Source organism: Paeniglutamicibacter sp. MACA_103 (assembly GCF_045798555.1).
In the GTDB taxonomy this organism is placed as follows: Bacteria; Actinomycetota; Actinomycetes; order Actinomycetales; family Micrococcaceae; genus Paeniglutamicibacter.
The window spans coordinates 60,135-83,696 of the sequence record NZ_JBIXLN010000012.1; the positions used below are offsets into that span (position 1 = coordinate 60,135).

Below are 23,562 nucleotides of genomic sequence, written 5' to 3' on the forward strand. Positions count from 1 at the left end.
AGAGCCGCGTCCAGGCCCGTCCAGGACCGTGCCTCCACGCTCACGGGGTTGCCCCGCGCAGCGCAGCACTGGCCCGTTCGAGTGCGGTGGAGATGCGGGCGTCAAGGAATCCTTCGTCGAATGCCGTCAGCGCATCCCCGCGGGCGAGCACGGGATCTGCAACCAGCGCGATGCCGGTTCCGGGAACCGTTTCCAGTTCCAGCAACGCAATATCCTGCGGATTCATGCGGATCTGGCGAACCGTGGCTTCGTCTATGCCGTTCAGGGCCCGATCCAAGGCCGCCTTCGCACCGAAGCGGTCGTTGGACAGTTCCCTGCCCACGATCTTCTCGGCCAAGAGCAACGCCGATTCCACCAGCACGGTGGAGGCGGCTTCGAGCACCGGGACGGTGCGTGCGTGCAGGGCCGCGGCCGCCGCGCCCAGGGCGCGAACCGCCTCGGCATGTTCGGCGGCACGCGCGGCATCGGCCTCGGCCGCGACCCGTGCCTGATCCTCGCGCTGGGTCCGAGCCCAGGCCTCCGCGGCACGGATGCCCTGCGCATATCCGGTGGCGTATCCGTGCGCCTGCGAGGTGCCCAACTCGCGCTTGGCCGAGTCGGAAAGATCCAGGGCGCCAAAGTGCGCAGGTTCAAAGGCGGTCGGATCAGAGGACATAGTCTTCCTCGTCGCCGCGCTTGATCGTAATTTCGCCACTGGCCTCCAGTGCCCGGATGGACTGGACCACGTCGGCGCGCGCCTCCTCGACCTGTGAGACCCTGACCCTGCCCATGGATGAGATCTCCGCGTCAAGGATTTCCTTGGTGCGGTCGGAGATGTTCGCACGGATCGTCTCCTCAACCTCGGCCGCGGCGCCCTTGAGGGCAAAGGCCAGCGTTGAAGCGTCGACGCCGCGCAACACGCGTTGTACGTCGCGGCGATCGAACTTGACCAGGTCCGCGAAGGAGAGCATGCGGGAGCGCACTTCTTCGGCCAGGTCCGGATCCTGCTCGTCCAGCGAGGAAAGCAGGTCCTTTTCGATCGTGATGTCCGAGCGGTTCAGGATGTCAACCAGTGGTTGGATGCCGCCGACCGCCTCGAGCGGTTCGTGGGTGGTGATGACCGACCCGGTCCGCTTCTTCAGTTCCTCGGCCACCACGCGCACGGCCTCGGGCACGGCAGTGCCCATGGTGGCCAGGGCCCTGGCGGATTCGGTGCGCAGCGATCCCTCGAATCCGGCCAAGACAGCCGACGCAACCTCGGGGCGCAGGTGAGCCAGGACGAGTGCAATGGTTTGCGGCAATTCTCCGTCAAGCAGCGAGCCGATATGGGCTGGTTCGGTGCCGTCAAGGAATTCAAAGGTCATCCCGGCCATAGTGGACGACAGGCGATTCATGACCGTGCTGGCCTTTTCGCTGCCGAAGGACGCCTCGAGCAGTCCCGCAGCCATGTCCCGCCCGCCACGAGCGCTGGGTTTGCCGGACGTGGCGAGTTCGTGAATTTCACGCACGGTGTCTTCCACCAGCGAAGAGTCCACCCGGCGCAGGCGCACCAGTTCCGCAGCGATTTCGTCTGCCTCGAACTCGGTGAACTGGCGCATGACTTCCGCCGCATGGTCCTGGTCCAGTTGCATAAGCATGATCGCGACCTTCTGGGTGCCCGTCAGCTTCCGGGGTGTGCCGGGTCCTTGTGCCATTAGTCGGTCCCCTTGTCATCCATCACGGCGCGCAGGTAATCGGCCATCTTGGCTGGATCCTTGGCCGCCAGGGCCGAAAGTTCCTCCCGCTTGACGTGGTGCGGGGTGACCAATTCGGCCACAGGTGCTGTGGCAGGAACCTGGCTGATGGCCATGGTGTCCGGGTGCGTGACCTCTGCCGGAGCCGGTGCCGGTGGTAGCGACGTGAATTCGCGGAACTCGCCCAGGTCGACAGGTTCGCGGTTTTGCTTGTTGCGCCGCACATACAGCGCGTAAACGACGGCCAGGATCAGCGCCAAGCCGATGACTCCGGCAATGATCAGGGTGCGCTGAAGTTCCGCGGTGCGGGCTGCCTCCTCGGCGGCGGCGGCAGCCGCGAGCGCGGCCTCGGCGGCAGCGGCGCCGTCGGCATTGAACGGCACTACCGAGACGTTGACGGTGTCGTTGCGCGCCTCGTCGATGCCGGCTGCGGTACTGACCATTTGAGTGATGTCCGGAATGCTCAACCCCTGGGTGGCGGCGGAGTTCAAGGCTACCGACACGCTCTGGCGGTTCAGGTTGCCGGAGGGGATCAAGCGGTTCTCGGTCACCTTGTTCACGGCGTTGGTGCGCTGGTTGTCGGTGGAGGTGAAGGTCCCCTCGCCGCCCGCACCGCCGGGCACCGCGATGTTGTCAGGGCCGAGCACACCTGCGCCGGCCCCTCCGGTACCCTCGTATTCCTCTTCTTTGCTGGATTCGGTCAGCGCGGGTTCGCCTTCGGGGTTGGTGAAGGATTCCTCGGTTCGTTCCGCCGATTCCAGGCTCAGGTCCGCCGCCACCGCGACCGTGGCGTTCCCGGGCCCGACCACGCGGTCAAGCATGGCCTGGATGACGCCGGCGACCCGGGTTTCGTAGTCGGCAGCCTGTTTCTCGGCACCACCGGTCAACCCGACGCCCGCGGCGGAAAGCAATTTTCCCGTCGAGTCAACGACCGAGATGTCCTCGGCCTTGAGCCCGTCGACCGCGGCGGAGGTCAGGTGCACGATGGATTGGACCTGGTCGCTGCCCAATGTCACGTTTGGCTTGGTTTCGACGAATATCGATGCGGTGGGGTCGGTCTTGGAATCCACGAAGACGGTTTGTTCGGGGATGGCTAGCTTGACCGAGGCAAGGTTGATGCCGTCCATGGCCTGGATGGTGGTGGCCAGCTCGCCCTCGAGCGCTCGCTTGTAGGTGACTGACTGCTGGAATTCGCTGGAGGTCACACCCATGTCGTCAAGCAGCGAGTATCCGCTGGTCCCCGCGCTGGGCAGCCCCGCAGCGGCGGCCTTGAGCCGCGAGTCGTACACGTTGGCTTCGGGCACCAGGATGGTGCTTCCTCCTCCGGTGAGCTCATAAGGGACCGAATCGGTCTTCAATTGCTCAACGACCCCTGCTGCGTCTTCCGGGGCCAGCCCCGTGAACAGCGGTGTCATTTTGGGTTGGCCCAAGAAGGCCACAAGCGCAATGGTTCCCAGGACCAGGCCGGCGACGCCGATCAGGGCGATGGTGCGCTGTGCCAGGCTGAAGCCGCGCACGGCATCCATGGCCTTGGTCAACGGTGCTGGAACGTTGGCCACTAGGCTTGCATCCTCATGATTTCATTGAAGGCCTCAACGCCGCGGTTCCGGAAGGTCGAAGCCATTTCCAGCGCGACCGCGGAACGGGTCGAGGCCAATGTTGCGGCGTGGATGTCAGTCAAGTCCCCGGTCACGGCCTTGATTGAAAGATCATTGGACGTGGCTTGCAGTGACTGGACCTGGTCCACGGCGCCGCCCAGGGCGGTGGCAAAGGCTGAGCCGTCGGTGGTTGGTGCGCCGGCCGGCTTCAGGTATCCGGTGGGCAGGGTGGGGCTAACGCCCGCGACGGGGCCGATTTCGAAGGCCATTACTGGTTGCGTCCGATCTGCAGCGCTGCCTGGTAAGTTTCCTTGGCGCGGTCCACGACGGCCGCGTTCACCTGGTAGCCGCGCTGGGCCATGATTAGGCTCCCCATTTGCTCGGACATGTCAATGTCCGGGTAACGGACATAGCCTTCCTCATCCGCCAGCGGATGGTCGGGTTCGTGCACGAGCCGTCCCTCGGCATTGCCGAATTCCGAACCGGCGACATACACGCCGGTGTTTTCGGCGCCAGCCTGTGCCAGGACGTAACGAGCCCGGAACGCCTCGCCGTCGGTGGCCGTGGCGGTGTTCGCGTTCGCAAGGTTGTCCGACACGGCATCAAGCCATTTGCGGTGAACGGTCAGAGCGCTGCCGGCGATTCCGATTGCGTCAAGCATTAGTTGCTCCGAAGGGCGGTGCGAATGGCATTGAACGGCCCCGAAGCCGCCTGCGTGGCGAATTGGTAGCGCAGCACCGTGTCGATGTTGGAGAGCGTCTCGGTGTCCAGATTGACGTTGTTTCCGTCAAGACGTGTGGGTTCCAAGGACGCGGAAGTGCTCGCGGCGGCCCGGCCATTGCCTTCTGCCACGGACCGTGCCAGCGCGGATTCAAACACAACACGACGGGCGTGGTAGCCGGGTGTGTTGACGTTGGCAATGTTGTTTGCGATGGCACGCTGGCGCAGTGCCAAACCGTCCAAGGCGCTTTCGAGCGCAAGGGACGTGACGGAATTGAACACGACGAATCGCTCCAAGGTCGTTGTGTGGCCCATCCGTGGGCGCAAAGGGGAATGAGCAATCCGTGCTCAAACTAGACAATCGGCCACTCGCAGTTGGCCGTTAGCTATTCGGGCTATCCGACCGAATCCAGATAGACGGAGGTCTGGGATACATCGCGTGGGACGGTTCCTACGGCCCGCAGCTGCTTAGCGATGTCTTCGCGTCGCCGACGAAGCACTGCCTGCAGCACTTTCATCTCTTCGACCAGGACCGCCGCACGGACTTCGAACTCCACGGGCAGCGGCCCGCGGGCAACGGGAGCCTGCCACGAAGTTTCCGGCAGTGCCACGAGTCGGGTGTCATCCTGAGCGCAAGTACGCAGCCGGGCAAGATGGTCCGCCATCCCATCTAGGACAAGCATCCAGGCCTTCCGGATTTCGGCAGATTCCGTTTGCTCAGCCAATACGGATGCCGCCGTCTCCTGAAATAGGCGCCACGGGGGCGGTTGCAGCTTCGTGCCAAGTTTGCCGCAGCGGTTCCATCAGCGAGATCGCCTGCCGTGTGAGTCCAGCGTCGCGTTTGATGTTGGCATCGATTAGGAGCTGGGTGGCGAACGCGTAGATGCTGTGCAGACCCTTGGCGCCCGACCATACATCGCTATTCAGGCTTGAGATGAGCTCGGAAATGATTGACTGGGCGTGCACCAGGTTTTCGGAGGCCACCGTCCATTCTGCGGCGAGCTGCGCAGTTTCCGCGCGATTCAAGTCCACCAGGAGCCGGTCGTAGAGCATAGTCAGCAGCCTCGCAGGGCTGGCCGAAAGGATTGCTTCACGGTTCAGTTGCGCACGTTTCAGGGCCGGGTTCATCATCACTTCTTCTGGGTCGTCGGGAGCGAGGCCAATTGCGAGGCCAGGTACGACTGTTGGGAATTGAGGTTGCTCAGTTGCACCTCGAGGGCCGAGTAGATGCGCTTCAGCGTTGCTTCCCTGCCGCTCAGGCGCCGGTCCCAATCCTCGATTTGTGTATCCAAGCGGGACACCATGGACTCCTGGCCCTTGATCCGGGAGGTGATAACGCCGTCGTACTTGTCTGACATGGCCGTCGCCACCGTCGAGACACGCGAGGAAATGGTTTGAAGCACGGTCTCGACCCGTGCTGGATCCTCGGCCAACGCCTTGGCGAACTTTTCGGCGTCAAACTCGAGTTTGCCGTCCTTGGTGATCGAGATGCCGATTTCCGAAGGGGACTTGGAATCGATCGGCATGATTGCCGCATCCATGATGCGTTGTTTCACATCGCGCGCGGTGCTGTCGCCGGTGAAGATCATGCCCTTAGTGGCGCCACCAGTGCCCGAGGTGACCGAGGAATTCGTGGCAATGAAATTGAAGAGTCCGTTGAGGGAATCCACCAGGTCCGAGGCGACCTTTGAAGTGGCGTCGCTGTCTCGCTCGACGGATACGGTGACCGGCTCGGTAGAAACTTTTGAGACGGTGACGTCGACCCCCGGCAGAAGTGCTGCGAAAGTATTGGTCGCAGAGCTGACGGTTTGCTCGGCGGCCGTTCCAGACCACAGCGTAACCTCGGCGTCTTGCGCCAAACGGATTTGTGTCATCGGAACCGCTGTCCCTGAAATCGTGAAGGCGTTCGCGGCGCCGGTCTCGCTGGAGGAAAATTGCACCCGGTATTGGTCGTTTCCGGCGGAAACCTTGACGGCACTGACTCCGGAGTCGGAGGCATTGACTGCCGCAATGATGTCATCCAGCGAATTCGATTGTGCAGAGATGACCGACTCGGTCCCGTCTGCGGCGGTGATGGTGAAGCTGGATTCTGTCCATTCGGTAATCGGGTCCGAGACGTGCAACTGGCTTTGAGCCAGTTTGGTCACCGTAAGGTCCAGCGATCCGGCGCTCGCACCGACCGTCGTAGTTACCTTGAGTCCCTCGGAGCTTCCCGATGTGCTGAAAAGTTGCAGTGTTTCCGGCTTGGAAAGCTTCGTGGTCAGCGCGGCGAGATCTGCAACGCGAGTGTTCAACGCTTGAAGGGCGGCCACCATGGTCTGGGTCGCGCTGACCTTGTTTTTAAGGATGTTCTGAGGGATCGCCTCGACCTGCATGAGGGATCTGATCAGCGACGTGGTGTCCAGCCCGCTGGCGAGTCCGTCGAGTGCCAGGCCCATGTTTACTCCGCTTCTACCTATGGTGTGGATACCGCAAATCTCCCGCGGCAGGCCAGGGACTCGATGAGCCGAAACCTGCCGCGGGAGATCGTTGGATGCTTAGCTGGGGTCCAAACAATTGCATGGCTTGGAACCGCTGTTTGCTAAACGACTGGGGATGCTTAGCCGAGGAGCTGCAGGACACCCTGGTTGGACTGGTTGGCCTGCGCGAGCATGGCGGTACCGGCCTGGGACAGGATGTTCGAGCGGGTGAAGTTGACCATTTCGCCAGCCATGTCGACGTCGCGGATGCGGGATTCTGCGGACTGAAGGTTTTCGCGGGTGACGTTGAGGGTGTTGATGGCGGACTCGAAGCGGTTCTGCTTTGCACCGAGCTCGGCACGCGAAGTGCTGATGGCGGTGACGGCGGCATCGATTGCTTCAATGGCCAGCGCGGAGTTGGCCTGCGAGTCAACCGTGATGTCCGCGGTGAGGTCAGCTCCGGTGGACTCCGTGGTGACAACGCCGGTCAGTGCGGTGGAAAGGTTGGTGAGGTTGACGTCGATCACGTTGGAGACGTTGGTCGCCTCGTTGCCGTTGGCACCGATCTGGAACGACTTGGTGGAGCCGTCCATCAGGTTGATGCCGTTGAACTCGGTGTTGGCGCCGATGCGGTTCAGCTCTGAAGCGAGGCCGTCGATTTCGGTCTGGATCGCGGTGCGCGAGTCGGCGTTGTTCGAGTCGTTACCAGCCTGGACAGCAAGGTCGCGCATGCGCTGCAGGATGGAGTGGACCTCGGTCAGGGCGCCTTCAGCGGTCTGGATGACCGAGATGCCGTCCTGAGCGTTGCGGGCGGCAATGTTGAGGCCGTTGACCTGCGAGCGCAGACCCTCGGAGATGGACAGACCTGCAGCATCGTCGGCTGCTCGGTTGATGCGCAGGCCCGAGGACAGCTTCTCCAGCGACTTGGAGAGGTCGTTCTGCGTGTTGGAAAGGTTGCGGTGAGCGTTCAAAGCCGCGATGTTGGTGTTGATCTGCATACCCATGGTGAATTCCTCCGTGAGACGGGTGTCATTACTGAGGTCCGTCCGTGGACCTCAATCACCGACTATCGGCCACCTTGCAGCGCTAGTTAGCGGTTGCAGGAAAAGAATTCCTCGGGCATGCCGCGTTGCACACTAATATCTTTTGTCGGCAATCCGCACGATTCCACCGGCCACGCGATCCCCAAAGTCCTTGAGGTAAAGTTCCCGCCTATGGGTCGCTGCCCGGGTGAGCGTCGACTCGGGTGCGGGTGGCTGCTCCGGCACGTAGCGTGTTTGCAATCCCTCGTGAAGCAACTTCATGGCGGTGGTGCGGCGCTGGGAGACCGCCGAATGTGTGACGCCCATTTCGGCGGCGAGCTCTTTCACCGTTGAGCCTGCAAAATAAATGCGTTCGATAATGACGCGCAGGTTTTCCGGCAATGCCGCTACGGCGTCCCGGATCACCTTGGTGTGCTCCGCCTCGAGCAAGGCCTCTTCTGGGGTCTCGGTGCCTGAGACCAAATAGTCGTTCATGGTGTCTTCGATGGACACCACCGTGCGTGCCGAATCATTCAAGACCGCCAGCGTGGCCGTCTGGTCCATGCCGAGTGCCTCGGAGAGCTCGGAAATCGTGGGCGTCCGGCCCAGCGCCGCCGTCAGGGATTCCTGGACGGTCCGGGTCTCTGTGATTTTTTTCCGGGCTCCTCGTGTCGCCCAGTCATTGGAGCGCATGTCGTCGGCAAAAGCACCGACGATGCGTCGGCGGGCATAGGCACCGAAGGGAACGCCGAGGGAGTCGTCGAAGGCATCCGCTGCGGTAATGAGTGCGATGGCACCCACCGACGCCAGGTCTTCTCTCGAAAGATGTGTCGCCTTGGCGCACAGCTCTGCCGCGAGATATCCAACCAGGGGAAGGTTCTCTAATACCAACTGGTTGCGTGCCTGTCGCTCCAACCGGATCGTCCTTGTCAATTTGAGTGATGATCAAGCCACGAGCTAATGCCACTGGCCACGTACGTTTTTCCCCAAACGAGTATTTCCCCGAAAATGATGTTAGCCGGAATATCCCCAAAAAGCAGACTTGAAAACATACCAATTCGAAGTTGTACAGCTAACGTTCATTTTGAGTCGGCCGATAGACTCCCATAACTGGGGATTCTTTGGGGGCGCAACAGTCTGAAAGGATGTAAACATGGGAACCAATGAGCTTTCAGCCCTGTTGTGGAAAGAACGGGAACTACTCGAGTTGCTTCACTTCAAATTGGAGGAAGAGCACTTGTTGCTGGTTTCCGGAAAGTCGCAATGGATAGCGCTGGCGACGCGGGAGATCGAGAATATTCTCGAGAAAGTCCACGCCGCCGGCCTGTCGCGCGCATTGGAGGCCTCCCAGTTGGCCTCCAATTGGGGAATCGACGCGGCTTCACCCTTGACCCGGATCATTGAGGCTGCGCCTCCGGGACCGTGGAACGAGATCCTCACAGCCCACTTGACCGCCCTGCGGGACACAACCGCAGAAATCACCCGTCTGCGGGATGCCAATGAACAATATTTACGTGCGGCCTACCGATCCACTCAGGAGACACTGGCGAACTTGGGCGAAGATACCTCGCTATATGGCCCTTCCGGAGGATCTGCGGGGCACAGTGCCGGAGCACACATCATCGACACGAATCTCTAGGAGCTGACATGAGTACATTCAGTGGTCTGAATACGGCCATGTCTGGCCTCAATGCGGCCCGCCTAGCCATGGAAACGGCAGGCAACAACTTGGCCAATGTGGGAACGACCGGTTACACGCGTCAGCGCGCCGACTTTGTCTCGGCTGGATCCGTCGCTTCGACCGGCTTGCTCGCATCCCGCCCCGGCGTTGGCCAGGGAGTGGTGCTGACCGGGATCGCCCGCCTCGCCGATGCCCATCTGGATGCGCGCGTGCGTGGAACCGTGGCTCTGGCAGCACAATCCGACACCCGCGCCGAAGGACTGGCAAACCTCGAAGGGATCCTGCGGGAACCTGGAGAAAACGGCCTCTCAGCATTGTTCAATGACTTCTGGGCCGGTTGGGAAGACGTGGCCAACCAGCCGGGAGAGTCCTCCCCCGCCGCTGTCCTGCTGGAACGGGCCAAAGCCGTGGTCAACCGGATTGGATTGTCCCGCGCCGAGCTCACCGACCAGTGGTCGGCCCAACGCCAATCCCTGGACAGCATGGTCAACGACGTCAATTCCGCGGCTAGCACGGTCGCCGGGCTGAACGCTCAGATCCGTTCCTCCATTGCCTCCGGCGGCGCTCCCAATGCATTGCTGGACCAGCGAAGCGCGCTCACGCAGGTAATCGCCGAGCTCTCCGGGGCAAGCGTCCGCGAATTGCCCGACGGCAGCGTGGATGTCTTGATAGATGGCAACGCCTTGGTCACCGGCTCAACCGTCCGTCCATTGGAAGTCACCGGATCGCCAACGTTCGATGGAGGAGCCGCTCCGGCCCTGCAGTGGGCACACCGCCCCGGACAACCCGTCGCATTGCAGGCGGGCCGCCTCGCCGGGGTGGTTTCCCTCCTTGCGCCGGCCGATACCACCGGCAGCGGTGGTTCGCTCGCGGAAGCCGCGAAGTCGCTGGACGACATTGCCTCGAAGCTGGCGACGACCGTCAATACGGCGCAAGCCAACGGAATGACGGTAGACGGCATTCCCGGCCCTCCGTTCTTTGATTTCGATCCAAATGATCCGGCGCGCTCGCTCAAGGTAGTGGCCACCGGAGCCAAGGACCTTGCAACCGCCGGTGCCGGAGGCGGAAAGCTTGACGGCTCCAATGCCTCCCATATCTCCACGCTGGGGGACTCCGCAGACGGACCGGACGCGCTGTGGTCAAGCATGGTCATTAAGATCGGAACCGCCACCAAGGCGGAAGCCCAGCACGCGGTCTCGGCAGCGGTGGCCGCAGCAGGAGCAGTCAGTGCCCAGCAATCTGTGTCGGCGGTATCCATCGATGAGGAAAACGTTGCCCTCATTGCCAACCAGCATGCCTTCCAGGGGGCCGCACGGGTCATGACGGCAGTCGATGAAATGCTCGACACGCTCATCAACCGCACCGGGCTCGTTGGAAGATAAGGGAGAAGGCCCATGACTCGAATCACCACTGCTTCGCTTACCACCACCACCGAGCGCAACCTGCAGGCCGCCATGACGCGTTTGGCCACGATCCAGAACAAGGCTGGTACCCAGAAGGAAATCGGCAGACCAAGCGACGACCCGGCGGGGACAGCCAACGTCATGGCACTGCGCTCACAGCTGCGCCAGAACGAACAGTTCAGCCGCAATGTCCAGGACGCCAACGGTTGGCTCTCCACCACGGACAAGGCCATGACCACCACTACCGAGCTCCTCCAGCAAGTACGCGACCTCACGGTCAAGGGCGCCAATGACGGCGCACTGTCGCCAGATGCAAAGGAGGCCATTGCACTGGAACTGGATGAACTTCACGATGCGCTGCTCACTGCGGCAAATACCCAATTCATGGGACGCCACGTTTTTGCCGGCACCTCGGATAAATCCAACGCCGTGGAAACGGATTACACATTCAACGGAACCAGCGCGGTGGAGCGTCGCATTGGGGCGAACTCGAGCGTCCGCGTCGATGCCGACGGAGCCCAAGTGTTCGGAGAGGGCAACGCCAGCGTCTTTCAGCTCGTGAAGGAAATCGCAGCGGATCTGCGCGCGGGAACGAATATTTCGTCACGGATCGGGGACGTCGATATGAGTCTCCGAAAGGTCTCGGGTGCCCACGCAACCATCGGTGCCAGCCACGCAGCAGTTTTGGCCGCCGGCGATGCGTTGCTTGCGGATTCCGTTTCCCTGGAGGCTCGACGGAGCGGCATTGAGGACATCGATCTAGGTTCAGTGATCCTGGAACTCAAGACCCAGGAGGTCGCCTACCAGGCTGCCCTGTCCGCGGCCTCGCGCACCCTTCAGCCCTCGCTGATGGATTTCCTGCGGTGAGCCGGGTACTGGTTCCAGCAGCCGCCGTCCCTGGTTTCCCCGAAGCGACCACGTTGTTGTTGGACCCCGTGGAGGGTGCACTGGGCTTGTACGCGCTGGGCTCGCCGCAAGCCGCCGGGCTACGCCTTTTTGTGTTGGACGCCGCCCTGCACCTGGCAGACTACAAGCCGGTCTTCACCAACGAACAAATGGCACTGGTGGGAGATCCGGAGCCGGGTTCCCGAGGCGTCCTGGTCATTGTGAACACCTCCGACCACCACGCAACCGTCAACCTGTTCGCCCCGTTGGTGTTCAATGCCGATACCGGTAGTTGCGCCCAACTAATCCTTGAGGGCCAAGAATGGCCCATCCGCTGGGCGCTGCCGCACTAGGCCGTACTGTTCGTTGCCCCGGCGGTGGCTCGGATTACGTGCAAGTGAGAGGCGACAGCTTCCAAAAATCCTACCTATTGGGCCCCTGCTTCACCTCGCGCAGCTTGGTTCCCGCACTAATCCCTTTTCCCTCAAACCTGTCTTATGGGGAAAGTGCGCCCTAGGATTGGCCGTACGTGCGAGCCTGCTGCTTCGGTCTCGCCGTTTGGAAAACCGGCCATGCAATCCGTGCGGCCGGAACATGGTCCGGGCCTTGGGGTACGGATCACGGGGACCCGCCGAAAACGGCCTGTTGCCCCGCCGATGGCCACCCGACCATTCGGGCAATCGGCGGTATGTCATCGACGTCCCGCCATGTTGAAAGCAGGGGGAACTTTCCCATGGCACGCATCAAAGCACCTCGACTTCTCGCCATTTTTTCCACCGGAATCGCAGCCTTCGCGATGACCCTCACCGGCATGGGGCCGGCCACGGCCCTTGCCACGCCAACCGAAGCCAGCTCTTCCGGGGTGGTCAACTACGTCAACCTCGGAGACTCGTACTCCGCCGGATTCGGCTCCGGATCCCTGGCTGCCGGCCCGTTGCCCGGTTGCCTACAGGGCAGCGGTCCAACGCACGTCAGCAAGATTGCGGCCATGGAGAACGTGGATCTGGCCATCAACGCTGCCTGCGCCGGCCTGACCACCACGGAAATTGCCGGTGTCACCTCCGTTCTCGCACCGCAGCTTGCTGCTGCAGACCTGACCACGCTTACTCTCGGCGCCAATGACTTGGACATCCGGGGACTGGTTCTTGCATGCAGCACCATGGGTTCAGATGCCACCTGCGAGCAGGCCCTGGCCATCGGTGCTTCCCTGATCCCGGCAATCGGCGCCTCGGCCCGCCAAACGCTGCAGTTGCTGGATTCGGCGACGGCCGGGAAGGTCCTGGTGCTTGGCTACCCTCGACTGTTCACCACTTCCAACGGCGACCAACCATTGATCACGGCCGCCCGCGCCAGGGACCTGAACGACCTCGGGGACTTGCTGAACGAGGCCATCCGGACCGCCGCAGAGGAAACGAGCGCCAAGTTCGTTCCCGTGCTAGGACCGTTCAACAACCATGGCCTGGGTGCCGGTGATCCCTGGATCTACTTCAACCTGGCAAACCTCGCCGACCCGTTCAACCTGCACCCGACAACCACCGGATATCTCGAGGGCTATTATCCGGCGGTGCGCAACCACATCCACCTGAACCAGTTGGTGCGCTAGGTTTGGCGCAAGATAGGTAAGCGCTGGACCGTGCAGACACCACGGTGCCGCGCTTACCTACTGCCGAGCCGCGGACCCGACGCCATCCGTACTAGGCTTGAACCCATGGCAAATCAAAGCTCCGAGGCCGCAGCATCCCAGCTGGCAATCCTGTTGACACCCCAGGGGTGGGAACTGCTGAACTCGGTTGACCCGTCCGCCGCCGGAACCAAGGAAGCGGCACTGAACCTCAATCTGTCCTTGCGCAAGGCCGGCCACCCGGTGGAATTGGTGACGGCGGTGGTCCAGCAGGCCCAGCTTCGCTCCAGGGCCCGAACCAAATTCGGCCCCTTTGCCGACCGCATGGTTTTTACCCCGGCCGGCCTGGAACAGGCGACTCGGCTCAAGCTCGCCGGTCTCCACGCCCAGCGCTTCACCCGTGCCGGGATCAAGAGGGTTGCCGACCTCGGATGCGGAATCGGTGCCGATTCACTCGCGTTGGCCAGCGCCGAGCTCGAAGTCACCGCCGTGGAGATGGACGAGACCACCGCGGCAGCCGCCACCCTGAACCTCATGCCGTGGCCCACCGCCACCGTCGTCAATGGGGATGCGACAGAGTTCGACCTGACAGGCTTTGACGGGGTGTGGCTGGATCCTGCCCGTCGCACCACCGACACTTCCGGCACCTCGCGGATCTTCGACCCGGAGGCCTTTAGCCCGCCCCTGTCCTTCGTCGAATCGCTGGCCGACCGAGGCCTTGCGGTGGGGGTGAAGATGGGCCCGGGACTGCCCCATGAAGCGGTTCCGGCTAATTGCGAGGTCCAATGGGTGTCGATCAATGGTGACGTCACGGAGGCCGCGCTCTGGTTCGGCCCGCTCGCCCGCCCCGGGATCCGCCGCGCCGCCTTGGTCATTGCCGCCCACGGCGCCACGGAGCTGACGAGCCCCGTGGACTTCGACCCCGACGCCGCGCTGCGCGGAGACGTGCCGGTGGGCGAAATCGATTCCTACATTTACGAGCCCGACGGCGCAGTGATCCGTGCCGGGCTGATCGACGAATTGCTCAAGACCACCGGCGGGCACCTGATCGACCCGCGCATCGCCTACTTCAGCACCGCGGAGCCGGTTGAAACACCGCTGGCCAAGGCCTACAAGGTCCTGGCCGTCCGGCCCTACCATGTGAAGAACCTTCGTGCCTGGGTCAAGGCAGAGAAGATCGGCGTGCTGGACATCAAGAAGCGCGGCATGGATGTCACCCCGGAGGAACTGCGCAAGATCCTGCTGGCGGGCACCGGGCGCGACGCCAAGAACAAGGCCACCCTGATCCTCACCCGGGTCGGCGAGCAGCGCTACGCCATCGAGGTGGAGCCGGTCTAGCCGGAGTGGGCGCACGAATACCTGGGTGGACCAAATAATGCCGCCGATCCGCCGGCGGTGGCATCAACCGTGCCATTTCGCTCGATAGACTGGCAGCAAGAACATAGTGGCGTGATTCGCCCTTAAGAAATGGAGGGTCGATGCAGATAGATTTCGCATCATCACGCCAGTCCACACTTGGCGTGGAATGGGAAGTTGCCTTGGTGGATCGCCATACTTCCGACCTGCGCTCGGTCGCCGAGGAAGTCCTGGCTGAATTGAACGTTCGCCACGGCTCACTGGCCGTCGACGAGGAACATCCCCACGTGAAGCAGGAACTGCTGCTGAACACCGTGGAGATCGTCACAGGTGTATGCGAAACAGTGGCCCAGGCCAAGGCCCAACTGCATGAGAACCTCGTGGCGGTCCGCGAGGTCACCGACCCCATGGACGTCGATCTCTACTGCGCCGGCTCCCACCCGTTCGCGCCTCCCAAGCTGCAGCCGGTCACCGACAAGGACCGCTATGCGAAGATGATCGACCGCACCCAGTGGTGGGGCCAGCAGATGGTGATCTACGGGGTGCACGTGCACGTGGGCCTGGATTCCCGGGCCAAGGCCCTGCCGGTGGTTGACGGGCTGATCAACTATCAGGCGCACTTCCAGGCGCTCTCGGCCTCCAGCCCCTTCTGGGGCGGGGAGGACACCGGTTATGCCTCGCACCGCGCCTTGATGTTCCAGCAGCTTCCCACCGCCGGGATCCCGTACCACTTCCCGACCTGGGAACAGTACGAGGCCTACGTCGCCGACATGCTGCACACCGGCGTGATTGACGACATCTCCGAGATCCGCTGGGACGTGCGCCCGGTCCCTCGCTTCGGGACCGTTGAAATGCGAATCTCCGACGGGCTCTCCTCCCTGCAGGACATCGGCGCCATCGCCGCCCTCACCCAATGCCTGGTGGATGACATGTCCACCACGCTGGACAACGGCGGATCCATCCCCGTTATGCCGCCGTGGTATCGGGTCGAAAACAAGTGGCGCGCCGCCCGTTACGGCATGGAGGCCATCATCATCCTCAATGCCGCCGGGGATGAAATGCTCGTTACCGAGCACCTGCGCCAGGAGCTCGTTCGGCTTGCTCCCGTTGCCGAAAAGCTGGGCTGCAGTGCCGAGCTCGCCGATGTGGAACGCATCATCAAGGGTGGCGCCGGCTACCAGTGGCAGCACAAGATTGCTTCGGCCAACAACGGCAACCTGCGCGAGGTTGTCAAGGACAACGTCCGCCGGATGCACCTGGCCTAAACAACGCAATCGGGTACCTGCGCGAAAGGGTGGATGGGCATTTTGACCCAACCACCCTTTCGCGTTCCCGGCCGTTTCTAGACGGCCAATGAAATCAGGCTCACCGGCTGTCCGGAATCGGTGGAGAACTTCAGCCCGCTCGGCAGCACGTTATCGGCCACGAGCTGGGCTCCCAGGGCCGCGACCATGGCGCCATTGTCGGTGCACAGGCTGCGCGGCGGCACACGCAGGGTGATCCCTGCCGAGGAGCAGCGTGCCGCCAGCAGCTCGCGCAGGCGCGAATTGGCCGCCACCCCGCCTCCGAGCAAAAGGTTTGTCAGGCCGTGTTCCCGGCAGGCACGCACGGCCTTGGACGTGATCACGTCCACCACGGCTTCCTGGAAGCTGGCCGCGATGTCGGCCACCGGCACCTCCTCGCCGCGTTTTTGGTATTGCTCGACGCAGCGCGCGACGGCGGTCTTGAGACCGGAGAAGGAAAAATCGTGGCGGTGCTTTCCCGGGTCTTCCTCGGTTCCGATGAACTTGGGCAGTGTCAGGCCCCGCGGGAACCTGATGGCCTTCGGATCGCCTTCCTTGGCGATACGGTCGATGACAGGGCCTCCCGGGTAACCCAGGCCCAGCAAGCGGGCGACCTTGTCATATGCTTCGCCCGCCGCGTCATCGATCGTGGCGCCCAGCAAGCGCACATCGGAGGTGAGCGAATTGACCTGCAGGATTTCGGTGTGGCCGCCGGAGACCAGCAGCGCACCGAGGTTCTCGGGCAGCTCTCCCCCGTCCAGGATGCCCACGCCCACATGTGCGACCAGGTGGTTGATCGCGTAGAGGGGCTTGCCCGTGGCCAGGGCCAGGGCCTTGGCCGCCGACACCCCCACCATCAGGGCGCCGGATAGCCCGGGTCCGCTGGTCACCGCAATCGCGTCGATCTCCGCCAGGCTCACCCCCGCGTCCTTGAGCGCCGACTCGAGCGTCGGGACAAAGGCATCCAGATGGGCGCGGGAAGCAATCTCGGGAATGACACCACCGAAACGCACGTGCTCCTCCATCGAGGAGGCCACGGCGTTGACCAAGAGTTCGGTTCCACGCACGATACCCACCCCGGTTTCATCACAGGAGGATTCGATGCCAAGAACAAGCGGTGCAGATGGGGACATGGAACCAATTTTAGGTTGCCCACCCCGGTTTGGGCGAAGCGGGCCCCGGGATGGGCAAAAACCGTCAAGCCGGGGCCCGGGGCCGCTGCCCACGACCGCTCAATCGGTCAGGATGAGCACCTTGCGCATGATGATGGCGTCGACCCCGTCGCGGTAGTACCTGGCCCTGCGGTGGATGGCATCAAAGCCGTGGCGCGAATAGAGCTCCTGGGCGCGGGGGTTGTCCGCGCGGACCTCGAGCAGCAAGTCCGTGGCACTGCGGCCGATCGCAGTGTCGATCATCAGGCGCAACAGGTGCGTCCCGATTCCCCGCCCCTCATACTCCGGTGCCACCGCAATGGTCTGCACGTCGGCCAACGGCAGCACGCACATCAGCCCGCAATAGGCAACGATCTTCCCGCCATCCAGCACCACCCAGTAATTCCGGGTTGCCTTCTGCTCCAGCTCGCCAACAAACATGTCCTGCGGCCAGGCATCGGTGGGGAAGAGCGCCTTTTCCATCTCCCAGACCTCGGCCACGTCGGCGTGAACCATTTCACGGGTCTCCAGACCCGCCACGGCGGGGTTGGCCATGGGTCGGTTCACAGCAGCTTTCCCTTCATGACCGCGGGAACCTTGGCATCGGATTCGCGCAGGTAAAGCGGTTCGGTCCCCAACAGTGCCTCCCCGGCAACCAGGGCGCGCAGCGCACGGGTTCCCAGCGAAACCGCGCCGGGGTGCAGGTGTCCAAAGCCCGGGACCACTTCGGCTCCCGCGGCGGCCAGGCGTTCGGCATACAGTCCGCCACCGGCCCCGTAAACGGGTCCCGCCGGCAGTTCCTCGGCGGTCGTGACGTGCGGGCCATCAAGCAGCTTTCCGGTCTTGTCGTAGCGGGCCCAGTAGAGTTCCTTGCGCCGCGCATCGATCGCAACGGTGAAGTCCCCGGCCGGTTCCTGCACCACGGCGTCAAGGGCAATGGCGTCCAGGCTCATCACCCCATGGACCGGGATGTCCCAGACAAAGCCCAGGGTCCGAGCGGTGGCCAGTCCCGCGCGCAGCCCGGTGAAGGGCCCGGGGCCCACCCCGACCGCGATGGCGTCCGGGATCCGGCGGCCGGCCTGTGCGAGCAGCGACTCGATGGCCGGGGCCAGGACCTCGGCGTGGTCGTTGCCGACGCTCGAGGTGAAGGTGCCCACCACGTTGACGGTGGTGCCGTCCGATTCCAGCAGGGCCGCCGAGGCGTTGGCGGAGGTGTCAATGGCCAGTACAAGCATGTATGCGGTTCCCTCGTTGTTCTAGCGTTCGAAGTCGGTCAACAGCGCGGCAAGCCCGGGATCGTTCTCCCAGCGCGGGCCAAAGGCCGCGACCCTGATGGTGCGTGGCTCGTCGTCCTCGCCCTCATTGAAGTCGAAGACCAGGTCCTCGTGGATTTCGGCCGAGCCGGGGCGTAGCAGCACGATTTCAAGCCTGGAATCGCTGAGCTGTTCGACCTTCCCCGCGCCCCACTCCACCACCGTGACGGATTGGCCCATGCTCGCTTCAAGGTCAAGGTCGTCGAGTTCCGCGGCGCTGGCCAGCCGGTAGGCATCGACGTGCACCAGGTCCGGGCCGTGGCCCAGAGCGGGGTGGATGCGGGAAATCACGAACGTCGGCGAGATGATGCCTTCGCGCACGCCCATCCCCAGTCCGAGTCCCTGGGTGAAGGTGGTTTTTCCCGCACCGAGCTCCCCCGTCAGGATGACCAGGTCACCGGCACGCATGATCTCTCCGAGCCGGTGTGCGAAGTCGCGGGTTTCGGCGATGTCTCCCACCGCAAGCTCGGCGGCAATCGAGGCCTCACTCACCGGATTCTCCCCAAGTTCCCTCCACCAGCCGGCGCGGAACGCGTGGCGAGATGCGGGTGACGATTTCGTAGTTGATGGTTCCCGCGGCGTCTGCCCATTCGGTCACGCTCGGGCCGCCCTCGCCAAAGAGGATGACCTCGGAACCAAGGATTTCCGCCACGTCGACATCGGGGCCCAGGTCCACCACGAACTGGTCCATTGCAATGGTGCCGCGAACCAGGTAGGTCTTGCCGTTGATGCTCACCGGGGCGTTCAAGGCAGCACGCGGCACACCGTCGGCGTAGCCCATGGGGACCAGGCCCAGGTAGGTTTCCTTCTCGGTGTGGTAGCGCAAGCCGTAGCCCACGCCCTGCCCCGCAGGGACCTTCTTCACGTTGGCGATCCGGCTCATCAATGTCATCGCGGGGCGCAATCCGTAGCGCGAGGGGTCTTCCCCGGCAAAGGGGCTCAGCCCGTACAAGCCAAGTCCGAGCCGCACCATGTCGTAGTGGGCATCGGGACGGGTGAGGATCGCGGGGGTGTTGGCAATATGCCGCACCTCGAGGTCGAATCCCGCATCCTCGGCCAGGGCGACGGCTTGGTTGAAGGCTGCCAGCTGGTCGTCGGTTTCCGGGCGTTCGGGCTCGTCGGCCACGGCCAGGTGGGAGAAGACACCGACCACGCGCATCAGGCCCTCCTCCTGGTAGCTGGCCGCCTGTCCCAAAAGCAGCTCCCATTGGTCGGCCGTGCAGCCGTTGCGCCCCAGGCCGGTGTCGATCTTCAGGTGGACACGTGCGGGCTGGGCGGCTGCCTGCGCTGCCCGGGCCACATGCTCGAGTTCCCAGCCCGAGACCGCCAAATCGATGTTCGCGGCAATCGCTGCCTCGAAGGGTGTCCCCTCGGTGTGCAGCCATGCCAGCAGTGGAGTCTCCAGCCCCGCTTCGCGCAGTTTCAGGGCCTCGGAGACGTGGGCGCAGCCCAACCAGGTGGCTCCGGCCTGCACCGCCGCACGTCCAACGGCCACCGCCCCGTGTCCGTAGCCGTCCGCCTTGACCACTGCCATGACCGCGGCCGGGGCCACGAGCTCGGCCACGCGCTTGACGTTTTCGCGGACATTGGCCAGATCGATGACGGCGCGCCGTTCCCAGGAAGACGTCGTTGTCTCATCTTGGGCGTGGGTTGGTTTGTCGGTCTGTTGGGTTGATTGTGCACTCACCAATCCATCATCCCACTATCGCCGTGGTGCTTGCTTCAAGGCCACGCCACCCGCTCCAGGTCCATGGCCGGGGCTGCGCCGGGTACGACGAAGCCCCGGTGGCCTGATCATGGGATCTGGCCGCCGGGGCAACGTGTCGGGCGGACCGGAAGGGCCCGCAGTGAATTAGACGGTTCGGTTGGTGCGAAGTTCGTCGCGGATTTCGGCCAGCAGTGCAAGCTGCGGGTCGATCTCTTCTCCCGGCTCTTCAACGCCAAGGCGGGCCTGGCGCTTTTCCTCGAGATGCTTCATCGGCACGACGACGAGGAAGTAGATGGCAGCAGCAATGAGGATGAAGTTCACCAGAACGGTGAGGAAGACACCGAACTTGATGTCAACTCCGTTGATCCCGACAATGAGGAAACTGTCGAAGTTCGGCGAACCTACCACTGCCGCGATCAGCGGCATGATGATGTTCTCCACCAATGAATTGATCACGGCGCCAAAAGCAGCACCAATGACAACGGCAACGGCAAGGTCAACGACATTGCCCTTCATAATAAATTCTTTGAATCCCTTGAGCATGTGCCCAGCTTTACACACAATCACGGTGGTCAACAGGCACGACGCGGAAACTTTTTGGGAAATTCTCGATACGTTCACCCAAAAATTCGAGTCTCAGATCTTGCGAAGCAGCATCCTGCGGATCGAATGGTCCGCCGATTTGCTGAGCACCAGCTGCGCGCGGCCACGCGTGGGAATGACATTTTCCCGCAGGTTCGGCTCATTGATCCGCTTCCAGATCCCGTGCGCGGTTTCCCTGGCTTCTTCGTCGCTCAGCGATGCATAGCGATGGAAATATGACGCGGGATCCGAGAACGCGCCGGAACGCAGCTTCATGAACCGGCGGATGTACCACTCCTCGATGTCCGCCGTTCGGGCGTCGACATAGACGGAGAAGTCAAAGAAATCACTCAGGGCAAGGCCCGCCGTGCCGTCGAGGCGGGCCCGGGCCGGCTGCAGCACGTTCAGACCCTCCACGATCAACACCTGCGGGGAACGCACGACGACTTCCTTGTCCGGGACGATGTCGTAGGTGAGGTGCGAATACCAGGGGGCGCGCACCTCCGGTGCACCGGACTTCACCTCGGAGACAAAACGCAACAAGCGACGACGGTCATAGGATTCCGGGAATCCCTTGCGGTGCATGATGCCGCGTTTTTCCAGATCCGCGTTCGGATACAGGAAGCCGTCCGTGGTGATCAGCTGCACGTCGGGGGTGTCGGGCCAGCGCCTCAACAGTTCCTGGAGCACGCGGGCCGTCGTTGACTTGCCCACTGCCACCGAACCCGCCACGCCAATGACAAACGGCGTGCGCCTGGTGCTCTCCCCCAGGAAGGTGTTGGTGGCCTGGTGCAGCGACGCCGATCCCTGGACATAGAGGTTGAGCAGGCGCGATAGCGGAAGATAGACCTCACGTACCTCGGCGAGGTTGAGTTGTTCGCCCAGGCCGCTGAGGCGGCGCAGGTCCGCTTCATCCAGCGGCTGCTTGAGTTCGTTGGACAGTCTTGCCCAGGTTTGGCGGTCCAATTCGACGAAGGGTGTAGCACTGTAGTCGACCGCACGCTGTCCATTCACGCCTTGAATTGTGCCAACAATCCGCCCGTATTCCCAAACTTCACCTTTTGGCCATAGTTTGGACGCGTGGGCATGCACACATAACTTTTACGCCGTCCGGCGGGGCAAATGAACGCACGGACTTGCGTGGCACGGTAATCTTTTTGGCATGTGTGGAATCGTTGGATACGTAGGTAATGCTGGACGCGCAGCCGATCACGGGGCGCTCGATGTGATTCTTGAGGGCCTTCGACGCCTGGAGTATCGCGGCTATGACTCGGCCGGACTGGCCGTGGTCACCGAGGCGGGCATTGACTCGCGAAAGAAGTCGGGCAAGCTCGTCAACCTCGTCGAGGCCCTGGAAGCCGATCCGTTGCCTGCTTCGCTGACCGGTATCGGCCACACCCGTTGGGCGACCCATGGCGGACCCACCGACGGCAATGCACACCCGCACCTGGCCGACGAAGGCAACCTCGCGTTGATCCACAACGGCATCATCGAGAACTTTGCCGAGCTGAAGGCCAAGTTGCGCGCCGAGGGCGTCGAGTTCCTTTCCGAAACCGACACCGAAGTTGCCGCAGCGCTGCTGGGCTCGGTCTACCGCGGCGCCGGCGAAGGCAACCTCACCCGTTCGATGGAGCTCACCGCCCGCCAGCTCGAGGGTGCCTTCACCCTGCTGGCAGTTCACGCAGAGCACCCGGGCGTTGTCGTGGCTGCCCGCCGCAATTCCCCCCTGGTCTTGGGACTGGGCGACGGGGAAAACTTCCTGGGCTCGGATGTTTCGGGCTTCATCGACTTCACCCGCCGTGCGGTCGAGCTGGGCCAGGACCAGATCGTCACCATCACCCCCGATTCCCACACCATCACCGATTTTTCGGGCAACCCGGCCGAGGGCAAGGAATTCCACGTCGACTGGGACGCCGCCAGCGCCGAAAAGGGCGGTTTCGGCTCCTTCATGGAGAAGGAAATCTTCGACCAGCCCGCTGCCGTGGCCGACACCCTGCTGGGCCGCTCGGACGCCTTCGGACGCCTGACCCTCGATGAACTGCGCATCTCCCCCGAGGAACTGGCCGCCGTCTCCAAGATCATCGTGCTCGCCTGCGGAACCTCCGCCTACGCGGGTTCGGTTGCCAAGTACGCCATCGAGAACTGGTGCCGGATCCCGGTCGAGGTGGAGCTGAGCCATGAGTTCCGCTACCGCGACCCGATCGTGAACGCCAACACCCTGGTCGTCTCCATCTCCCAGTCCGGCGAGACCATGGATACGCTCATGGCAGTGCGGTACGCCAAGGAACAGGGCGCGAAGACCCTGGCCATCTGCAACACCAACGGCTCCACCATCCCGCGTGAATCCGATGCAGTGCTCTACACGCACGCCGGACCCGAAATCGCCGTGGCCTCCACCAAGGCGTTCCTCGCGCAGATCACCGCCACCTACCTGCTCGGCCTGTACCTGGCCCAGCTGCGCGGCAACCTGTTCAGCGGCCAGATCAAGGACATCCTGGCCGACCTGGGCAAGATCCCGGCAAAGATCCAGGACATCCTGGACCGCAGCGAGGAAATCAAGTCGCTGGCCCGTTCCATGCAGGAGACCGAATCGGTGCTCTTCCTGGGCCGCCACGTGGGCTACCCGGTCGCGATGGAAGGCGCCTTGAAGCTCAAGGAAATCGCCTACATCCACGCCGAGGGCTTCGCCGCCGGCGAGCTCAAGCACGGCCCGATCGCGTTGATCGAGCAGGACAAGCCAGTCTTCGTGGTTGTCCCCTCCCCGCGCGGCCGCGATTCGCTTCACTCCAAGGTTGTTTCCAACATCCAGGAAGTCCGCGCCCGCGGCGCCAAGACCTTGGTCATCGCCGAGGAAGGCGACGAGGCGGTCCGCGACTTCGCCGAGTTCATCTTCTACGTCCCGGAAACCCCGGTGCTGTTGATGCCGCTGCTCTCCACCGTCCCGCTGCAACTCTTCGCCTGCGAATTGGCCTCGGCCAAGGGCCTGGATGTCGACCAGCCGCGCAACCTGGCGAAGTCGGTCACGGTCGAGTAGTTCCTGGACCCAGATACGTTCCATCGCCGGCGGT

Annotated in this window: 26 protein-coding genes; 8 read left to right on the top strand and 18 right to left on the bottom strand. The window is 63.1% G+C overall.

What is annotated here, in order from left to right; translation table 11 throughout:
- Window positions 1–40: 40 nt before the first annotated feature.
- The 11 genes from ACIPVK_RS07775 to ACIPVK_RS07825 form a co-directional block, all read right to left on the bottom strand.
- Entirely contained in the window at window positions 41–655 is a 615-nt protein-coding gene (locus ACIPVK_RS07775) for a FliH/SctL family protein (protein ID WP_407611392.1), read from the bottom strand.
- Entirely contained in the window at window positions 645–1,673 is a 1,029-nt protein-coding gene (gene fliG, locus ACIPVK_RS07780; RefSeq protein WP_407611393.1) for a flagellar motor switch protein FliG, read from the bottom strand. Before fliG ends, ACIPVK_RS07775 begins: the two co-directional genes overlap by 11 nt.
- On the bottom strand, window positions 1,673–3,271 hold the full coding sequence (gene fliF / locus ACIPVK_RS07785; RefSeq protein ID WP_407611394.1) for a flagellar basal-body MS-ring/collar protein FliF: 1,599 nt from the start codon (window positions 3,269–3,271) through the stop codon (window positions 1,673–1,675). Before fliF ends, fliG begins: the two co-directional genes overlap by 1 nt.
- A complete protein-coding gene (locus ACIPVK_RS07790; RefSeq protein WP_407611395.1) occupies window positions 3,271–3,579 on the bottom strand; it encodes a flagellar hook-basal body complex protein FliE in 309 nt (102 codons plus the stop codon). The genes fliF and ACIPVK_RS07790 overlap by 1 nt, the downstream gene beginning before the upstream one ends.
- A complete protein-coding gene (locus ACIPVK_RS07795) occupies window positions 3,579–3,971 on the bottom strand; it encodes a flagellar basal body rod protein FlgC (RefSeq protein WP_407611396.1) in 393 nt (130 codons plus the stop codon). The genes ACIPVK_RS07790 and ACIPVK_RS07795 overlap by 1 nt, the downstream gene beginning before the upstream one ends.
- Window positions 3,971–4,312, bottom strand: coding sequence for a flagellar basal body rod protein FlgB (locus ACIPVK_RS07800; RefSeq protein ID WP_407611397.1), 342 nt, complete (start codon window positions 4,310–4,312; stop codon window positions 3,971–3,973). Before ACIPVK_RS07800 ends, ACIPVK_RS07795 begins: the two co-directional genes overlap by 1 nt.
- Window positions 4,313–4,425: 113 nt before the next feature.
- The gene (locus ACIPVK_RS07805; protein ID WP_407611398.1) at window positions 4,426–4,641 is read right to left on the bottom strand and encodes a hypothetical protein; all 216 of its coding nucleotides are present in this window, start codon (window positions 4,639–4,641) and stop codon (window positions 4,426–4,428) included.
- A 106-nt stretch (window positions 4,642–4,747) separates the two neighbouring features.
- Entirely contained in the window at window positions 4,748–5,161 is a 414-nt protein-coding gene (gene fliS / locus ACIPVK_RS07810; protein ID WP_407611399.1) for a flagellar export chaperone FliS, read from the bottom strand.
- Window positions 5,161–6,468 carry a flagellar filament capping protein FliD gene (gene fliD, locus ACIPVK_RS07815; protein WP_407611400.1) on the bottom strand — a complete coding sequence of 436 codons (1,308 nt, stop codon included), beginning with the start codon at window positions 6,466–6,468 and terminating at the stop codon, window positions 5,161–5,163. Before fliD ends, fliS begins: the two co-directional genes overlap by 1 nt.
- 161 nt (window positions 6,469–6,629) lie before the next feature.
- On the bottom strand, window positions 6,630–7,493 hold the full coding sequence (locus ACIPVK_RS07820; protein WP_407611401.1) for a flagellin: 864 nt from the start codon (window positions 7,491–7,493) through the stop codon (window positions 6,630–6,632).
- 132 nt (window positions 7,494–7,625) lie between these two features.
- The gene (locus ACIPVK_RS07825) at window positions 7,626–8,426 is read right to left on the bottom strand and encodes a sigma-70 family RNA polymerase sigma factor (protein WP_407611402.1); all 801 of its coding nucleotides are present in this window, start codon (window positions 8,424–8,426) and stop codon (window positions 7,626–7,628) included.
- A 238-nt stretch (window positions 8,427–8,664) separates the two neighbouring features.
- On the opposite strand from ACIPVK_RS07825, the gene ACIPVK_RS07830 reads away from it, so the two are divergent.
- The 7 genes from ACIPVK_RS07830 (at window position 8,665) to ACIPVK_RS07860 (ending at window position 15,722) form a co-directional block, all read left to right on the top strand.
- Window positions 8,665–9,150 (top strand): flagellar protein FlgN, encoded by a 486-nt coding sequence (locus tag ACIPVK_RS07830; protein ID WP_407611403.1) that lies wholly within the window; start codon window positions 8,665–8,667, stop codon window positions 9,148–9,150.
- 8 nt (window positions 9,151–9,158) lie between these two features.
- Entirely contained in the window at window positions 9,159–10,574 is a 1,416-nt protein-coding gene (gene flgK, locus ACIPVK_RS07835; RefSeq protein WP_407611404.1) for a flagellar hook-associated protein FlgK, read from the top strand.
- Between the two features lie 12 nt (window positions 10,575–10,586).
- Window positions 10,587–11,462 carry a flagellar hook-associated protein FlgL gene (flgL, locus tag ACIPVK_RS07840; protein WP_407611405.1) on the top strand — a complete coding sequence of 292 codons (876 nt, stop codon included), beginning with the start codon at window positions 10,587–10,589 and terminating at the stop codon, window positions 11,460–11,462.
- Window positions 11,459–11,833: a flagellar assembly protein FliW gene (gene fliW / locus ACIPVK_RS07845; protein WP_407611406.1), complete on the top strand. Its 375-nt coding sequence runs from the start codon at window positions 11,459–11,461 to the stop codon at window positions 11,831–11,833. The genes flgL and fliW overlap by 4 nt, the downstream gene beginning before the upstream one ends.
- Window positions 11,834–12,213: 380 nt before the next feature.
- Window positions 12,214–13,083 carry a GDSL-type esterase/lipase family protein gene (locus ACIPVK_RS07850; RefSeq protein WP_407611407.1) on the top strand — a complete coding sequence of 290 codons (870 nt, stop codon included), beginning with the start codon at window positions 12,214–12,216 and terminating at the stop codon, window positions 13,081–13,083.
- A 105-nt stretch (window positions 13,084–13,188) separates the two neighbouring features.
- The gene (locus ACIPVK_RS07855; protein ID WP_407611408.1) at window positions 13,189–14,439 is read left to right on the top strand and encodes a THUMP-like domain-containing protein; all 1,251 of its coding nucleotides are present in this window, start codon (window positions 13,189–13,191) and stop codon (window positions 14,437–14,439) included.
- Between the two features lie 140 nt (window positions 14,440–14,579).
- Window positions 14,580–15,722, top strand: coding sequence for a glutamate--cysteine ligase (locus ACIPVK_RS07860; RefSeq protein ID WP_407611409.1), 1,143 nt, complete (start codon window positions 14,580–14,582; stop codon window positions 15,720–15,722).
- 77 nt (window positions 15,723–15,799) lie between these two features.
- Here ACIPVK_RS07860 and tsaD read toward each other — a convergent pair whose 3' ends face one another.
- The 7 genes from tsaD to coaA form a co-directional block, all read right to left on the bottom strand.
- Entirely contained in the window at window positions 15,800–16,873 is a 1,074-nt protein-coding gene (gene tsaD, locus ACIPVK_RS07865; RefSeq protein ID WP_407611410.1) for a tRNA (adenosine(37)-N6)-threonylcarbamoyltransferase complex transferase subunit TsaD, read from the bottom strand.
- A gap of 99 nt (window positions 16,874–16,972) precedes the next feature.
- Window positions 16,973–17,446 carry a ribosomal protein S18-alanine N-acetyltransferase gene (gene rimI, locus ACIPVK_RS07870; protein WP_407611435.1) on the bottom strand — a complete coding sequence of 158 codons (474 nt, stop codon included), beginning with the start codon at window positions 17,444–17,446 and terminating at the stop codon, window positions 16,973–16,975.
- 8 nt (window positions 17,447–17,454) lie between these two features.
- Window positions 17,455–18,126, bottom strand: a complete 672-nt coding sequence (tsaB, locus tag ACIPVK_RS07875; protein ID WP_407611411.1) for a tRNA (adenosine(37)-N6)-threonylcarbamoyltransferase complex dimerization subunit type 1 TsaB — start codon at window positions 18,124–18,126, stop codon at window positions 17,455–17,457.
- Window positions 18,127–18,147: 21 nt separating this feature from the next.
- Window positions 18,148–18,696, bottom strand: coding sequence for a tRNA (adenosine(37)-N6)-threonylcarbamoyltransferase complex ATPase subunit type 1 TsaE (gene tsaE, locus ACIPVK_RS07880; protein ID WP_407611412.1), 549 nt, complete (start codon window positions 18,694–18,696; stop codon window positions 18,148–18,150).
- On the bottom strand, window positions 18,689–19,804 hold the full coding sequence (gene alr / locus ACIPVK_RS07885) for an alanine racemase (RefSeq protein ID WP_407611436.1): 1,116 nt from the start codon (window positions 19,802–19,804) through the stop codon (window positions 18,689–18,691). Before alr ends, tsaE begins: the two co-directional genes overlap by 8 nt.
- Window positions 19,805–20,056: 252 nt before the next feature.
- Window positions 20,057–20,455, bottom strand: a complete 399-nt coding sequence (mscL, locus tag ACIPVK_RS07890) for a large conductance mechanosensitive channel protein MscL (RefSeq protein ID WP_407611413.1) — start codon at window positions 20,453–20,455, stop codon at window positions 20,057–20,059.
- A gap of 93 nt (window positions 20,456–20,548) precedes the next feature.
- Complete coding sequence (gene coaA / locus ACIPVK_RS07895; protein ID WP_407611437.1) at window positions 20,549–21,508, bottom strand: type I pantothenate kinase; 960 nt, start codon at window positions 21,506–21,508, stop codon at window positions 20,549–20,551.
- A 148-nt stretch (window positions 21,509–21,656) separates the two neighbouring features.
- On the opposite strand from coaA, the gene glmS reads away from it, so the two are divergent.
- The gene (gene glmS, locus ACIPVK_RS07900; protein WP_407611414.1) at window positions 21,657–23,528 is read left to right on the top strand and encodes a glutamine--fructose-6-phosphate transaminase (isomerizing); all 1,872 of its coding nucleotides are present in this window, start codon (window positions 21,657–21,659) and stop codon (window positions 23,526–23,528) included.
- The last annotated feature ends 34 nt before the right edge of the window (window positions 23,529–23,562 follow it).

Excerpts from the sequence above, each read along its gene's own strand:
- ACIPVK_RS07775 (WP_407611392.1), bottom strand. The coding sequence starts at position 655 with ATGTCCTCTGATCCGACCGCCTTTGAACCTGCGCACTTTGGCGCCCTG.
- fliG (WP_407611393.1), bottom strand. The coding sequence starts at position 1,673 with ATGGCACAAGGACCCGGCACACCCCGGAAGCTGACGGGCACCCAGAAG.
- ACIPVK_RS07790 (WP_407611395.1), bottom strand. The coding sequence starts at position 3,579 with ATGGCCTTCGAAATCGGCCCCGTCGCGGGCGTTAGCCCCACCCTGCCC.
- ACIPVK_RS07795 (WP_407611396.1), bottom strand. The coding sequence starts at position 3,971 with ATGCTTGACGCAATCGGAATCGCCGGCAGCGCTCTGACCGTTCACCGC.
- fliS (WP_407611399.1), bottom strand. The coding sequence starts at position 5,161 with ATGATGAACCCGGCCCTGAAACGTGCGCAACTGAACCGTGAAGCAATC.
- fliD (WP_407611400.1), bottom strand. The coding sequence starts at position 6,468 with ATGGGCCTGGCACTCGACGGACTCGCCAGCGGGCTGGACACCACGTCG.
- ACIPVK_RS07820 (WP_407611401.1), bottom strand. The coding sequence starts at position 7,493 with ATGGGTATGCAGATCAACACCAACATCGCGGCTTTGAACGCTCACCGC.
- ACIPVK_RS07830 (WP_407611403.1), top strand. The coding sequence starts at position 8,665 with ATGGGAACCAATGAGCTTTCAGCCCTGTTGTGGAAAGAACGGGAACTA.
- flgK (WP_407611404.1), top strand. The coding sequence starts at position 9,159 with ATGAGTACATTCAGTGGTCTGAATACGGCCATGTCTGGCCTCAATGCG.
- flgL (WP_407611405.1), top strand. The coding sequence starts at position 10,587 with ATGACTCGAATCACCACTGCTTCGCTTACCACCACCACCGAGCGCAAC.
- ACIPVK_RS07850 (WP_407611407.1), top strand. The coding sequence starts at position 12,214 with ATGGCACGCATCAAAGCACCTCGACTTCTCGCCATTTTTTCCACCGGA.
- ACIPVK_RS07855 (WP_407611408.1), top strand. The coding sequence starts at position 13,189 with ATGGCAAATCAAAGCTCCGAGGCCGCAGCATCCCAGCTGGCAATCCTG.
- ACIPVK_RS07860 (WP_407611409.1), top strand. The coding sequence starts at position 14,580 with ATGCAGATAGATTTCGCATCATCACGCCAGTCCACACTTGGCGTGGAA.
- tsaD (WP_407611410.1), bottom strand. The coding sequence starts at position 16,873 with ATGTCCCCATCTGCACCGCTTGTTCTTGGCATCGAATCCTCCTGTGAT.
- rimI (WP_407611435.1), bottom strand. The coding sequence starts at position 17,446 with ATGGCCAACCCCGCCGTGGCGGGTCTGGAGACCCGTGAAATGGTTCAC.
- tsaB (WP_407611411.1), bottom strand. The coding sequence starts at position 18,126 with ATGCTTGTACTGGCCATTGACACCTCCGCCAACGCCTCGGCGGCCCTG.
- mscL (WP_407611413.1), bottom strand. The coding sequence starts at position 20,455 with ATGCTCAAGGGATTCAAAGAATTTATTATGAAGGGCAATGTCGTTGAC.
- glmS (WP_407611414.1), top strand. The coding sequence starts at position 21,657 with ATGTGTGGAATCGTTGGATACGTAGGTAATGCTGGACGCGCAGCCGAT.